The 13588-nt window shown below is 68.6% G+C and carries 13 protein-coding genes; 6 read left to right on the top strand and 7 right to left on the bottom strand.

All coding sequences use genetic code 11. The features are described from left to right. The first annotated feature begins 6 nt into the window (after window positions 1-6). A complete protein-coding gene (locus tag AC1RSI_RS02100; RefSeq protein WP_447941406.1) occupies window positions 7-2118 on the top strand; it encodes a PBP1A family penicillin-binding protein in 2112 nt (703 codons plus the stop codon). A gap of 165 nt (window positions 2119-2283) precedes the next feature. Here the strand turns inward: AC1RSI_RS02100 and AC1RSI_RS02095 are convergent, their stop codons facing one another. Together AC1RSI_RS02095 and AC1RSI_RS02090 are read right to left on the bottom strand one after the other, a co-directional pair. Then, window positions 2284-3012, bottom strand: a complete 729-nt coding sequence (locus AC1RSI_RS02095) for a M48 family metallopeptidase (protein WP_008258663.1) — start codon at window positions 3010-3012, stop codon at window positions 2284-2286. Beyond that, the gene (locus tag AC1RSI_RS02090) at window positions 2978-4258 is read right to left on the bottom strand and encodes a polyhydroxyalkanoate depolymerase (protein ID WP_035308086.1); all 1281 of its coding nucleotides are present in this window, start codon (window positions 4256-4258) and stop codon (window positions 2978-2980) included. Before AC1RSI_RS02090 ends, AC1RSI_RS02095 begins: the two co-directional genes overlap by 35 nt. Before the next feature lie 197 nt (window positions 4259-4455). Between AC1RSI_RS02090 and AC1RSI_RS02085 the strand changes: the two genes are divergently transcribed. Together AC1RSI_RS02085 and AC1RSI_RS02080 are read left to right on the top strand one after the other, a co-directional pair. Then, on the top strand, window positions 4456-4794 hold the full coding sequence (locus AC1RSI_RS02085; RefSeq protein WP_154726679.1) for a hypothetical protein: 339 nt from the start codon (window positions 4456-4458) through the stop codon (window positions 4792-4794). Between the two features lie 111 nt (window positions 4795-4905). After that, window positions 4906-6129, top strand: a complete 1224-nt coding sequence (locus tag AC1RSI_RS02080) for a hypothetical protein (RefSeq protein WP_154726678.1) — start codon at window positions 4906-4908, stop codon at window positions 6127-6129. Between the two features lie 9 nt (window positions 6130-6138). Here the strand turns inward: AC1RSI_RS02080 and cysQ are convergent, their stop codons facing one another. Beyond that, window positions 6139-6966 (bottom strand): 3'(2'),5'-bisphosphate nucleotidase CysQ, encoded by an 828-nt coding sequence (gene cysQ, locus AC1RSI_RS02075; RefSeq protein ID WP_154726677.1) that lies wholly within the window; start codon window positions 6964-6966, stop codon window positions 6139-6141. 66 nt (window positions 6967-7032) lie between these two features. Here cysQ and chpT point away from each other — a divergent pair, with 66 nt between their 5' ends. The 3 genes from chpT (at window position 7033) to AC1RSI_RS02060 (ending at window position 9021) form a co-directional block, all read left to right on the top strand. Further along, complete coding sequence (gene chpT / locus AC1RSI_RS02070) at window positions 7033-7743, top strand: histidine phosphotransferase ChpT (RefSeq protein WP_008259610.1); 711 nt, start codon at window positions 7033-7035, stop codon at window positions 7741-7743. Window positions 7744-7831: 88 nt separating this feature from the next. Further along, window positions 7832-8209 (top strand): response regulator, encoded by a 378-nt coding sequence (locus AC1RSI_RS02065; RefSeq protein ID WP_008263303.1) that lies wholly within the window; start codon window positions 7832-7834, stop codon window positions 8207-8209. Next, entirely contained in the window at window positions 8206-9021 is an 816-nt protein-coding gene (locus tag AC1RSI_RS02060; protein WP_008259147.1) for a CheR family methyltransferase, read from the top strand. Before AC1RSI_RS02065 ends, AC1RSI_RS02060 begins: the two co-directional genes overlap by 4 nt. A 27-nt stretch (window positions 9022-9048) precedes the next feature. On the opposite strand, the gene cckA is transcribed toward AC1RSI_RS02060, so the two are convergent. From cckA to fliQ, 4 genes are all read right to left on the bottom strand, one after another. Next, window positions 9049-11097 carry a cell cycle histidine kinase CckA gene (cckA, locus tag AC1RSI_RS02055; protein ID WP_008264323.1) on the bottom strand — a complete coding sequence of 683 codons (2049 nt, stop codon included), beginning with the start codon at window positions 11095-11097 and terminating at the stop codon, window positions 9049-9051. A gap of 63 nt (window positions 11098-11160) precedes the next feature. After that, on the bottom strand, window positions 11161-12237 hold the full coding sequence (gene flhB / locus AC1RSI_RS02050) for a flagellar biosynthesis protein FlhB (protein WP_008262919.1): 1077 nt from the start codon (window positions 12235-12237) through the stop codon (window positions 11161-11163). Beyond that, window positions 12230-13015: a flagellar biosynthetic protein FliR gene (fliR, locus tag AC1RSI_RS02045; protein ID WP_035308077.1), complete on the bottom strand. Its 786-nt coding sequence runs from the start codon at window positions 13013-13015 to the stop codon at window positions 12230-12232. Before fliR ends, flhB begins: the two co-directional genes overlap by 8 nt. After that, the gene (gene fliQ, locus AC1RSI_RS02040) at window positions 13015-13278 is read right to left on the bottom strand and encodes a flagellar biosynthesis protein FliQ (RefSeq protein WP_008258892.1); all 264 of its coding nucleotides are present in this window, start codon (window positions 13276-13278) and stop codon (window positions 13015-13017) included. Before fliQ ends, fliR begins: the two co-directional genes overlap by 1 nt. Window positions 13279-13588: the final 310 nt, after the last annotated feature.

The raw sequence follows: 13588 nt of genomic DNA, 5'->3' as shown, positions 1-13588 counted from the left end.
AAAGTCATGGCGGGTCCAGGGTTCGGGGGCGGGCAGCAGGGCGGCGCAAAGCCGGCTCGCACGCGGCTGCAACAGGCGCTCTACTGGGGCGTGGTGCTGGCCGTCTGGGGACTGATCTTCCTGGTGGTCTTCTTCGCCGTGTTCGCGCGCGGCCTGCCCGACACCTCAAGCCTGTATAATGTCGATCGTCAGCCCTCGATCACCTATCTGGACCGCAACGGCGCCCTGATCGCCACCCGGGGCACCCAGATGGCGCCGCCCGCCGATCTGGACTCCCTGCCCGACTATGTGCCGGCCGCCTTCATCGCCATCGAGGACCGGCGCTTCTATCACCACCCCGGTTTCGACCCCATCGGCATGATGCGGGCGGCGGCGACCAATATGCGCGCCGGCCGGGTGGTGCAGGGCGGCTCGACCCTGACGCAGCAACTGGCCAAGAACCTGTTCCTGACGCCCGACCAGAACCTGCGCCGCAAGGTGCAGGAACTGATGCTGGCGGTGTGGCTGGAGATGAAATTCTCCAAGAAGGAGATCTTGGCCCTGTATCTGAACCGGGTCTATTTCGGCGCCGGCGCCTATGGGATCGAGGCGGCGTCGCAACGCTATTTCGACAAGTCGGCCAAGGATCTGACGGTAGGCGAGGCCGCGCTTCTGGCCGGGCTGCTGAAGGCCCCGTCGCGTTATTCGCCCGTGTCCGAAAGCGAGCGGGCCGCCACCCGCGCCACCGTCGTGCTGAACGAGATGGAAGAGGCCGGGGTCATCACCGCCGCCCAGCGCGAGGAGGCCGTGACCCAGCCGATCATCGTGTCGCGCACCCTGGCGACCCAGCACGCCCAGTATTTCATCGACTGGCTGGACCAGTCGATCCGCGGCCTGGTCGGCGAACCGACCGAGGACATGGTGGTCGAGACCACCCTGGACCTGACGCTGCAGACGGCCGCCGAACGGTCGGTGCGCCGCATTCTGGACCGTGACGAGCGCAAGGGCGTCGAACAGGCGGCCCTGGTCGCCCTGGACGGCGACGGCCGGGTGCGGGCCATGATCGGCGGCGGCTCCTATGCCGACAGCCAGTTCAACCGCGCCGTCGAGGCGCGTCGCCAGGCGGGCTCGGCCTTCAAGCCCTTCGTCTATCTGGCGGCGGTCGAGGCCGGCTATACGCCCCAAACCCCGGTGGTCGATCAGCCCATCACCATCGGCAACTGGTCGCCCAAGAACTATTCCAACACCTTCAGCGGAAACATGACCCTGGCCCAGGCCGTGGCCCAGTCGACCAATACGGTGGCGGCCTATGTCGCCGACCAGATCGGACGCGACAGCGTGGCCCGCGCCGCGCGGCGCCTGGGCATCGAGAGCCGCATCGGTCTGGAGCCCGCCATGGCCCTGGGCGCCGTCGAGGTCTCGCCGCTGGAGATGGCCACCGCCTATGACGCCTTCGCCAACGGCGGCCGCCGGGTCGAGGCCTATGGCATCAGCCGCATCCGCACCCCCCAGGGCCGGGTCATCTATCAGCGGGCCAGCGGCCAGAGCGGCCAGGCGATCAACAATCCGTCGCTGTACTATATGAACCAGATGTTGCGCGGGGTCATGACCTCGGGCACCGGGCGCAGCGCGGCCATCGCCGGGCGCGATCTGGCGGGCAAGTCGGGCACGACCTCGGACTACAAGGACGCCTGGTTCGTCGGCTACACCGGCGGCTTCGTCACCGCCGTCTGGGTGGGCAAGGACGACAACACCGCCATGCGCGGCGTGACCGGCGGCTCGTCGCCCGCCGCCATCTGGAAGGGCTTCATGGAGGCGGCCCTGCCGCGCCTGAACGCGCCGCGCATCCCGGACGGCCCGCCCATGCCCGAGGGCTGGACCGCGCCGGATCCCGTCGGCGATCTGATGTCGGGTCTGGGCCAGGGCGGTCTGGACGAAGGTGGAGCCCCGGTCGAGCCGGTCGATCCGAGCCTGGGCGATCCCTATGTGGAAGAGCCGGCCCAGCAGCCGTCTCAACCGGCGTCGAGGGCGCCGGTCGTTCGCCCCACCTCGCCCCAGCCCGCCCCGCGCGACACGCCGGACCAACAGCTCGAAGGCCGTTTGCCGGCCGAGAAGCGAAGCGACCCGTTGTTCTTCTGATCCTCCCCCAAGGGGGAGGGGGACCGCCGCGCTCTTCGCGCGGGGGTGGAGGGGGGCGACACAGGCCCGCCATTTGTGGAGGCGCCGCCTTAGCGGCGCTCTCTTGCCCCCTCCGTCTCGGCGCTACGCGCCGATCCACCTCCCCCAAGGGGGGAGGAGTGGGTTCTATCGCCCCACGGCGTGCAGGGCCGCACCATAGTCCTTCAGCCATTTGCGCCAGGGCTTGTGGTCGCCGACCAGGCGTTCGACGACCGACCAGTAGGCCGGGCTGTGGTCGGCGTGGACCAGGTGGGCGACCTCGTGGGCGGCCAGATAGTCGATGACCGGCGGCGGGGCCATGATGACGCGCCAGGAATAGCGGATGGTGCGGTTGTGCGGGCTGCACGAGCCCCAGCGGGATCGGGTGTCGGCGATGGAGACCGTGACCGGCGCCTGGCCCAGGGCGCGCAGATGATGGTCGGTGCGGTCCAACAGCGTGCTGCGCGCCTCGCGCTTCAGCAGGTTCTCGACCCGGCGGGCGTAGGCCTCGCCCTCGCCGCCCGAGCGGATGACGGTTCCGTCTTCGACCAGGCGGGCTGCGCCGGCGCCGGGCGTCGCCTCCAGGCGGACCGGGCGGCCGCGCAATGAGATGACCTGGCCGGGCTCCAGCGGTCGGCCCTTGGGCCGCACCGCCAGGCGTTCGGAGATCCAGACGCTTTTCGAACGGGCGAAGGCCACGGCCTGGGCCAGGCCGCGCTCGGTCGGGGCGATCACCACCGCCTCGCCCGCGCGCGCATCGATCCGCACCGACAGACGCCGGGCGCGGGGATTGACCGACAGTCTCAGTGTGGGGCCGGAACCGGAGCCCAAGCCCCCGTCGTCAAGCGGCAGACGCTGACCGTTGCGATACGCCACCGAGGGCCTCGTTCTGGGCGATGAAATCGCGGACGCGGGGATAGATCTCGTCACGGAAGCGACGACCGTTGAAGACGCCGTAATGGCCCACGTTGGGCTGGACGTACAGCACCCGTCGGTCCTCGGGGATGTTGGGGCACAGGCCGTGGGCCGCCTGGGTCTGGCCGACGCCGGAGATGTCGTCCTTCTCGCCCTCGACCGTCATCAGGCCGATGTCGGTGATCTTCGTCAGATCGACCTTGCGTCCGCGATGCTCCAGCAGGCCGCGCGCCAGCAGATGCTGCTGGAAGACGATGTCGATGGTCTGGAGGTAGAATTCCTCGGTCAGGTCCAGCACCGACAGATATTCGTCGTAGAATTCCTCGTGCTTCTCGACCCCGTCGCCGTCGCCGTCGATCAGGCTGTTGAAATAGTCCCAGTGGGCGTCGCGATGGCGCTCTTCGTTCATCGACATGAAGCTGTAGAGCTGGACGAAGCCCGGATAGACCCGCCGCCCGAACCCCGCATAGGGCAGGGGCACGGTGTGGATCATGTTCGACCGGAACCAGGTGAAGGGCTTTTCCTCCGCCAACTGGTTGGTCACGGTCGGCGACAGCCGGGCGTCGATGGGCGAGCCCATGAAGGTCATGGAGAGGGGGCGGTTCTCGTCGCCGTCCTCGGCCATCATGGCGCAGGCGGCCAGCACGGGCGGCCCCGGCTGGCAGACCCCGACCACATGGGCCCGGCCGCCGATCTCGGCCAGCATCCGCCGGACGTGGTCGATATAGTCGAAGAAATCGAACCGGCCTTCCAGCAACGGCACCTGGCGGGCGTTGATCCAGTCGGTCACATAGACGTCGTGGTCCTGAAGAAAGGCCTCGACCGTGCCGCGCAGCAGGGTGGCGTAGTGGCCCGACAGGGGCGCGACGACCAGGACGGCGGGGCCGGAGGCCGGCTTTCCGGCCCGTTTCAGGTCGCCGATATTGCGGGCGAACCGGACCAGGCGGCACCAGGGGCTCTGCCAGATCACCTGTTCGACGGTGCGCACCGGCTTGCCGGCGATCTCGATGGCTTCCAGCTTCCAGTCCGGTTTGCCGTAGCGCCGGGTGACGCTCTCGAACAGTTCGGCCGAGGCGTAGGCGGTGCGTCCGACCGCCGTGTCCGCCGCCGGATTGAACGGCGAGGTCCAGAAGCGCCGGGCCATCTGGGCCCCGACCCTAAACGGCAGGGCCGACTGATAGGCGAGTTCATGAAAGGCGTAGAGCATGACGATCCATTGCGGGTCTTGCCGAGACCGAAAACCGGGTTCCGGCCGTTTGCTGCATAGCAGCATACAGGGTTTGAGCTCAGCGCGGCAGTTATTCGCAATCCTGTCCAATTCGCGCCCGTGTTCGATCTTCTCCCCGTCGTCGGAACGTGATCTGATGTCGGCGATGTCCGGGGGGATGTCTATGGAGCCTTCCCATGTTGGTCCTGCTGACCATCGCCAGTCTGCTGCTTCAGCACGCGCCGAACGTCGGCCTCGTCTCCTACGAGGAGGCGGTGCGCTGCGCCGGCCTGACCCAGGCCGCGTCCGAACTGGAAGGCGGCGAAAGCGCGGAGGGCAGACGCCTGTACGACGCCGCCCTGTTCTGGTCGCTGGCGGCCATGCAGGCCGCGACCGCCGCCGGCAAGCCCTCGCGCGCGGCCGAGGCCGACCAGACCCGCGCCCGGATCGAGGCCGTGCGTCGGCTGAACGCCGACGCCTCCGAGGCCCGCGCCGCCCTGCAGCGCTGTCGTCAGAAAACCCCCGATCTGAATTGACGAAATCATCCTTAAGGCCAGGCTGAACCCCCTTGGCGGCGTCGCGTTTGCATTGGAACCCCAGGGGGACGCATTGGTCGTCCCGAAGCGGGATTTAGAGGCGTCCATCGCATGTTCGAGTTCGGCCGAGACCTTCGCAAGCTGTTCGCCCAGGCCCGCGAGAGCGAGGATCTGGGCTGGGTCGAGCTGATCGGCGTCGATCTGCTGGCGGCTGAGGCGCGGCGCGAAACCACCGACGCCGGTCGTGTCTCCTGCGCCCGCCCGTTCGAGACCGAGAGTCGCGCCGCCGCCCTGTGGCGCGAACACGCCCGCCGCAGCGGCGCCGTCGACAGCCTGGACCGCGCCGACCGTTGCGCCGACAGCCTGGTGCGCGCCGCCGTGGGCGAGGATCGGGCGGCGCGGGCCGCGATCGACAAGGCCCAGGCCCTGATGCTGCGCTTCGATCTGTGCGGCGATCCGATTCACCTGGATCGCGCCCTGACCGCGCTCGACGCCGCCGGGCGGCCGCGTCGGTCCCATGCCGCAGGCGAGTTGTCCTCGATCCATGCCCGGCTCAAGACACGCAAGGCCCGTCTGTCCGGCGACCCCGCCGCCCTGATGGACGCCGCCGCCCTGATGGACCTGGCCCTGCATGAGGCGGGGGCGAACGACGTCGAACTGCGGCTGGATCGGGCGGGACTGGCGCTGGAGACCGGGGTGATCAAGCGGGACGCCCGCCTGCTGGACCAGGCCGGACGCGATCTCGGCGCCCTGGTCGAGAACGCCTCGCCCGACTATCGCCCCCTGACGCGCGCTCGCGCCCTGGCCCTGTGCGGCGCGGGTCTTTCGGCCCTGGCCTCCGTCGCCGATCATGCCGAGGCCCTGGCCCAGGGACGGATGATGTTCGACGCCGCCGCCGATCAGTTCACGCCCGACCACAGCCCGCTGGACTGGGCCGTCATTCAGGTGCTGCGCGCCGGCGACGACGCCACGCCCCTGATGCTGTTGAACCAGGCCGAGGCCCTGACCCAGGGGCGCGGCCTAGTCATCGGCGCCCTGGTGCGCGAACGCCGGGTATCGCGCGAGATCGCCCTGGCCGAGGCTGTGCGCGACCTGGCGGGGCTGGAGCTGATGGAGGCCCGCCTGCACGACCGGCTCGCCGCCGCTGCGCCGCTGGACTGGGCCGCCGACCAGATCGGTCTGGCCGAACTGGCCCTGGCCCGTCATCGCCTGGGCGGCCCTGCGCCCGCCCACCTGCACCTGATCCTGAACGAAGCCGTCCTGACCGCGCACGAACTGGGCGTCCCGGCCCTGGCCGACCGGGCCGGGATGCTGCTGTGGAAGGCGGGGCTGTAGGTTTAAGCCTCAGCCGCCCATGGCGACGAAGGGGCCGTTGAGGAATTTGGGCTTGCCGTAGGCCAGGCGCTGGCCGTCGTCGGCCAGGACGCGGCCGCCGGCGGCTTCCAGCACGGCCTGACCGGCCGCAGTGTCCCATTCCGAGGTCGGGCCGGAGCGCGGATAGGCGTCGAAGCGGCCCTCGGCGATCAGGCAGAATTTCAGCGAGGAATCCGTGCCCTGCCAGCGGGTGCAGCCGTGGCGGGCGGCCAGACGCGCGGCCTCTTCGTCGGTGACGCTGTGGCTCAGCAGGGCCATGCCCTCCTGCGGGCGGTCGCGGACCTTGATCGGCCGCCATTCGGCGCCGGCGTGGGCCTCGCCCTCCTGCTGCTCGCCGTACTGGCGACGGAAGGCGCCGCCGCCCGGCGTGTCCGTGCGCCAGGTCGTGGCCGTCGCCGGAGCCGTGACCACGCCCGCGACGGGATAGCCCGCATGCATCAGGGCGATGTTGACGGTGAAGGCCTCGCCGCCGCGCACGAACCCCTTGGTGCCGTCCAGCGGGTCGATCAGCCAGAACCAGTCCTCGGCCGAGGCCGGGGCGCCGTTCGCGGCCACAGCTTCTTCGGCCACCGTCTGGACGCCGGGATAGAGGGCGGCCAGCCGTTCGAGGATCAGGGCCTCGGCGGCGCGATCGGCCTGGGTGACGGGGCTGTCGTCCGACTTGGTCTCGACGGCGGTGTTGCTGCGCCAGTAGGGCAGGATCAGGCGCGCGGCGTCTTCGGCGATCTCGGCGATGGCCAGGGCCAGGGCGCCGGACTCCAGGTCGAGGGCCAGGGTGTTCGTGGGGGAGGTCGTCATTATGGGCTCGATAGACCATTGCGGCGGTTCCATGAACCGGCAAATCACGTCAGCTTCGCGCACGACATGAACTGTGACCTGAACGCCGACGAGAGTATGCTGGCCTCCATGAATTCGACCGACGCCGCCAAAGCCCCGCTGGACCTGCCTGTCGACGGAATCGAATTGGCCACCTATGTCGCCGCCAAACTGTGCCACGACTTCATCAGCCCGTCGGGCGCGATCGTCTCGGGCCTGGATCTCATGCGCGATCCTTCGGCCCAGGACATGCGCGAGGACGCCCTGTCCCTGATCGAACAGAGCGCCCGCAAGATGGTCGCCCTGGTCCATTTCGCCCGCGTCGCCTTCGGCGCGGCGACGACCAGCGAACGGTTCACCGCACGCGAGCTTCAGTCTCTGGTCACGGGTCTGACCGAGGGCGGGCGCGCCTCGCTGGACTGGCGCATCCACGAGGGCGAGTTTTCCAAGCCCCAGGCGCGCGCCCTGACCAATCTGGCCTATCTCACCGTCGGCGCCCTGCCGATGGGGGGCGATGCGGTGATCCAGTCGCGCGTCGAGAACGGCTTCCTGTTCATCGAGGGATTCGCCGAGGGCGCCCGCGCCCGGCTGAAGCCGGAGGCGGTCACGGGCCTGGCCGGCGAGCGCCTGATCGAAGGGCTGGCGGGGCAGTGGATCCAGCCCTATTGGCTGTGGCTGACCGTGGTCGAGGCCGGCGGCTCGCTGCATGTGACGGTCGAGGACGGCCGCGTCGTCCTGGTCGCGCGAATGCCCGTGTGAGGCTTTCCCAACGACTCGTTAACTGGAATCGGGCGATGCTGCTACGACGCGTGACTTCTGCTGAAGGTCCGGCGCCGGGGAGCCCGTCTTGGATTTCAAAACCTGCCTCATCGTCGATGACAGCCGGATCATTCGCAAGGTCGCCCGCCGGATCGTAGAGGGCCTCGGCTACGAGGTCGACGAGGCTGCGGACGGCGCCGAGGCCCTGGCCTATTGCTCAGGCGTCATGCCCGACGTGCTGCTGATCGACTGGAACATGCCGGTGATGGACGGGCTGACCTTCTTGCGCCGCCTGCGCGCCTCGCCCGGAGGAGAGGTTCCGAAGGTGTTGTTCTGCACCATCGAAACCCGGCCTGAGCGGATCGCCGAGGCCCTGGCCGCCGGCGCCGACGACTATGTCATGAAACCTTTTGACGGCGAAATTCTTCAGTCCAAGCTGATGGAGGTCGGCGCGATCGCGGCATGACACCCGAGGACTTCGACAAGCTTCAGGGGCTATTGGCCACCCGCGCCGGCTATCGGCTGGCGCGGGATCGCATTCACCTGGCCGAACACCGGCTGGGACCGATCGCGCGTCGTGAAGGCTACGCCAATGTCGAGGCCCTGCTGACGAATCTCTGGGCCAATCCGGTCGCCTCCCTGGGCTGGGCTGTGATCGAGGCCCTGCTGAACGCCGAAACCTGGTTCCGTCGCGATCGCACCCCGTTCACCGTGCTGGAGAAGGAGCTTCTGCCGGCCCTGTCGCGCGCCCGGCCGAACGGCCGGGTCAAGGTCTGGTCCGCCGGATGTTCGACGGGGCAGGAGGCCTGGTCGATCGCCATGGCGGGGCTGGACATCGGCGTTCCGCTGGATCTGACGGCCACCGACCTGTCGCAGCGTGCGATCGAGAAGGCGCGTTCAGGCCTCTATACCGGCTTCGAGATCCAGCGCGGTCTGACCGCCAAGACCATGCTGCGCTGGTTCGAGCCGGCCGAGGACAACTGGCGCGTCCGCGCCGAACTGGCCGACACCGTCCGTTTCGGACGCGCCAACCTGCTGGACGAGCCGACCGACGAGGCCCGTTTCGACGTCATCTTCTGCCGCTACGTGCTCGGGGACATGGAGCCCTCGCGCCGCGCCCGCGTGCTGGACGGGCTGGAACGCCGCCTGGTCGACGACGGCTGCCTGTTCCTGGGCATGGATGAACGGCTGGAAGGCGAGACCGTCGCCTTCCGCCCCGTCACCGGCCGCAAGGGCCTGTATGTGAAATCCCCCTCCGCCGCGCGCAGGGCCGCCTGAACGGCCGTTTTGAACCGCGACGTGGATTCAGCCCGCGTGCAGTTCCTGCTTCACCCGTTCCGCCAGGGTCTTGATGTCCAGAGGCTTGGGCAGGAAGGAGACCCCGACCTCGTCCTGCAGCAGGTCCGAGAAGTCGCTTTCCGCATAGCCTGAGATGAACATGACCGGGGCGTCGCCCAGGTATTTGCGCGCCTTCTTCAGCAGGGACGGGCCGTCCAGGCCGGGCATGATGACGTCGGAGATCATCATGTCGATCTGGCCCGCGTATTCCTCGGCCAGGATCAGGGCCTCCTCGCCGTCGGCGGCCTCGATCACCTCATAGCCGCGCTGGCGCAGCAGGCGGGCGGCGATGCCGCGCACGGCGTCCTCGTCCTCGACGAACAGGATGCGGCCGGCGCCCGACAGGTCGCGCGGCGCCTTGACCTTGACCTCGACCGGCTGAACCTCGGCCAGTTCCGCCTCGCCGGCGGCCGGCAGGAAGATGCGGAAGGCCGCGCCCATGCTCATGCCGTGCGGGCCCTCGATATTGCTGACCGAGATATGGCCGCCGGCCTGCTGGGCGATGCCGTAGACGGTGGCCAGGCCCATGCCGGTGCCCTCGTTCACCGCCTTTGTGGTGAAGAAGGGTTCGAAGATCTTGTCCACCAGTTCAGGCGGCACGCCGGGGCCGGTGTCCGACACCTCGATCAGGGCGACCTCATCGGTGGGAGCGTCGGGCCAGCCCATCTCGCGCGCCTGCTGGGCGGTCAGACGGCGGGTGGTGATGGTGACGACCGCGTCGCCCGGCTCGACCACGCCGCGCATGGCGTCGCGGGCGTTGACGGCCAGATTCATGACGGCGGTCTCGAGCTGGCTCTTGTCGGCCAGGACCACCGGCAGGTCGCGGCCGTAGTCGGTCTCCAGCCGAACGTCCTCGCGCAGCAGGCGACGCAGCAGGATGGCGAACTCCCCGACCAGTTCGCCCAGATCCAGCCGCTCACGCCGCACCGTGGACTTGCGCGAGAAGGCCAGCAGCTTGCGCACCAGGTCGGCGGCGCGAATGGCGGTCTGGCGGATCTCGTTCAGCCCCTCATAGGAGGGGTCGCCGACCGGATGCCGCTCCAGCAGGCCCGACAGCTGCAACTGGATGGCCGTCAGCAGATTGTTGAAGTCGTGGGCCACGCCGCCGGCCAGCTGGCCCACGGCCTGCATCTTCTGGGCCTGCGACAGCTGCAGCTCCATCGACTTCTGCGCCGAGACGTCGAACAGCCAGATGCGCTTCTGTTCGCCCTCTGGCGCCACATAGAGGTGCAGCATCTTGTCGGGATAGGCGCGGGCGACCAGTTCGATGGGGCCGGACGACCCGGCCGCCAGCTTGACCCGCGCCTCGGCCACGCCCGTCGGGTCGAACAGATGGCCGAAGGCGGCGTCGCGCGCGGCGTTGGGGCCGGTCAGCACGGCCAGGGCGGCGTTGGCCTCCTGCGCCCGGCCGGCGAACAGGTCGGGGCCGTCGATCACGGCCGAGCCGAAGGGAGCGCCGGCCGCCATGGCGCGGGATTCGCCCGTCGCCGCGCCGTTCGTCGGGGCCGTCGCCACGGGCAGGGGCAGGACGGCTTCGGGCGCGACCCGCATCAGATACCGGTCGGGGCCGGCCTTGCCGATCACCACCTCGACCTCGCGGTCGCCGATCTGGACGATGGCGTGGCCCGGCTCGCCCCGGCGCGCCTGGGCGAAGGCCATGTACAGGGCCTGGGCCGACTTGCCGCGGGGCAGGGCGGTGGTCGTGCCGTTGGACTGGGCCCAGGCGCCGTTGAAGGCCAGGACCTGGCCCGTCTCCCACACCAGGGCCGCCGGCTCCGCCATGGCGTCCAGCATGTCCACGGCCACGTCGCTGGACGGCTTGACCGTCTCGGCGCGGCGGAAACCGAACAGGCCGATCAGGGCGATCAGACCCGCCGTGACGATCAGGATCATGCCCGGCCCCGACATCGGATTGGCCTTGAAGGCCGGATAGGCCAGGGCCGCGACGGCCACGACCACGCCGAACGCCGTCGCAACGGAGAGCAGGTCGAACGGAAGGCGACGGTTGGGCTTCATGCGGCCTCGCGAATCAGTGGTCTGATCATACCCCCAAATCCGGCGCCAAGCCTTACGGGGGTCTTACCGACGTTTGCGGGACTGGAACACGAAGCCGATGATCTTGGCGGCGGCCTCGAAATGTTCCTTGGGAATGACGGCGTCGATCTCGACCGAGGCGTAAAGGGCGCGGGCCAGAGGGACGTTCTCGACGATCGGCACGCCATGTTCCTTGGCGACTTCACGGATACGCATGGCCAGGGCGTCGACCCCCTTGGCCACACAGACCGGCGCCCCGTCGCCCTCGCTGGGTTCGTAGCGCAGGGCCACCGAATAGTGGGTCGGGTTGGTCACGATGACCGTGGCCTTGGGCACATTGGCCATCATCCGCTGGCGGCTGCGCTGCATGCGGATCTGCTTCAGCTTGGCCTTGATGTGGGGATCGCCCTCGGACTGTTTGTAGTCTTCCTTCAGTTCTTCCTTGGTCATCCGCATCCGCTTGGCGAAGCGCATCTTCTGCCAGATGAAGTCGGCTCCGGCCGTCGCCCCCAACAGGATGATGGCCGCCACGAACAGGGCCAGGGCCATGTCCCGCGCCAGCGGCAGCAGGGCGGCCGGGCTCAGGGTGACCATGTTCTCGAACTCGCGGACATGGGGCTTCAGCACCATCCAGCAGACGACGCAGACGGCGATCAGCTTCAGGAAGGTCTTGACGAACTGCATCAGGCCGTCGGGGCCGAAGATGCGCTTGAACCCCGACATCGGGTTCACCGACGACCATTTCGGCTTCAGCTTTTCGGCGGTGAAGATCAGGCCGGACTGGGCCAGGTGTCCGCCCGCCCCGCCGATGATGGTCGCCAGCATGACCGCTCCCAGGAAGGGGGTCATGGCCCAAAGAGCCTGGGCCAGAATCTGAGCCCCCGCCCCCGAATCCAGCATCCCCAGCATCTGGTGAGGGGCCGCGATAAAGGGCAGCAGCTGTTGCGCCATCGACCCGGCGAACCAGCCCCCGGCGCCCAGGATCACCGCCGCCGCCCCGGCCAGGGACAGCACCTGGCCGACGTCCTGAGACTTGGCGACGTCGCCCTTCTTTCGGGCGTCCTCGAGTTTTCGGGGGGTGGCGTCTTCTGTTTTCGACTCGGGATCGGTGTCGTCAGCCACCCGCCCCTCCCCCGAAGGCGCCGGCCGCGAACACCTCGGCGAGGCGGCGGTAGCGGTCGATGAAGACGGTGCCCAGGGCGCCCAGGCTGAGCGCGAAGATCGACAGGCCCAGGATGACGCTCAGAGGCGCGGCGGCGAAATAGACCTGAAACGACGGCATGACCCGCGCGATCAGGCCCGAGGCCAGGTTGAAGATCAGGGCGAACACCAGAACCGGCGCCGCCAACTGCACCCCCAGCAGGAAACTATCGCCCAGGGTCCGCACCGCCATCTCGGTGAAATCCCCCATGATCAGGGGCTTGGCCGGGGCGATCAGACTGTAGGAACCGACCATGCCGGCGATGAACAGGTGGTGGGTGTCGGTGGCGAAGATCAGCGTCACCCCGAACAGCAGCAGGAACGAACCGACCGTCGACCCCGGCTGGGCCTGTAGCGGATTGGCCGTCTGGGCGAAGCTGAGGGTGGTCTGCAGCGAGACGATCTCGCCCGCCGTCATCAGTGACGTCAGGAACATGCGCAGCAGCATGCCGATCATCAGGCCGACCACCACCTCGCGGATCACCCACCCGGCCATGCCGCCCAGGGTCTCGGGCAGGCCCGGCAGGCTGTCGCGCACCACAGGCCACAGCGCCAGGCTGATCAGCAGGGCCAGCGACAGGCGGATGCGCGGCGGCACATAGGTTTCCCCGAAGCCGGGGATCAGCATCAGGATCGCGCCGATGCGGGCGAAGATCAGCCCCCCGGCCCAGACCTGATCCGCGGTGGCGTAAGCCTCCACTACATGCCCGCGATGCGCGCCGCGATCTGGCGCATGAACCCGCCCAGCAGGGCGCCCATCAGCGGCAGGAACAGCAACAGGGACACGAAGATGGCGATGATCTTGGGCGCATAGATCAGGGTCTGTTCCTGAATCTGCGTCAGGGCCTGGAACAGGCCGATGACCACGCCGACGACCAGGCCGACCAGCAGGACCGGCAGGCACAGCTGGATCGTCAGCCAGATGGCGTCGCGCCCTACATCCAGAACTTCCGCGCCGTTCATCGGCCCACGCTCCCGCAAATCACTGGGCAGAAAATGCCGGGAGGATGGTTAACGGGGAGATAATGGCCGCCCCCCTCCCCAATCCTTTTCGGTCTGTAGAAAGCAAATAGGAGCCATCTCCGCCCCAATGCCGGAACCGGCTTCCGGGCCGCCTGGACCGTCTCGTCAGTCCGACGGATCGTAGCGGGAATTCGGACGTGGGCTTGCTGTGAAATTCCACGATCTGCTGCGTGTTGCGACCCGTAGATGTGTTTCAGGCGGGGTGAGATTCTGTGGCGGAACGACCTGAAAGTGCATGGCCGGCGGGCTG

Source organism: Brevundimonas sp. GW821-FHT10E09, from assembly GCF_058809375.1.
The sequence above is the reverse complement of the archived record's forward strand: the minus strand, read 5'-3'. Positions and strand labels throughout refer to the sequence as shown.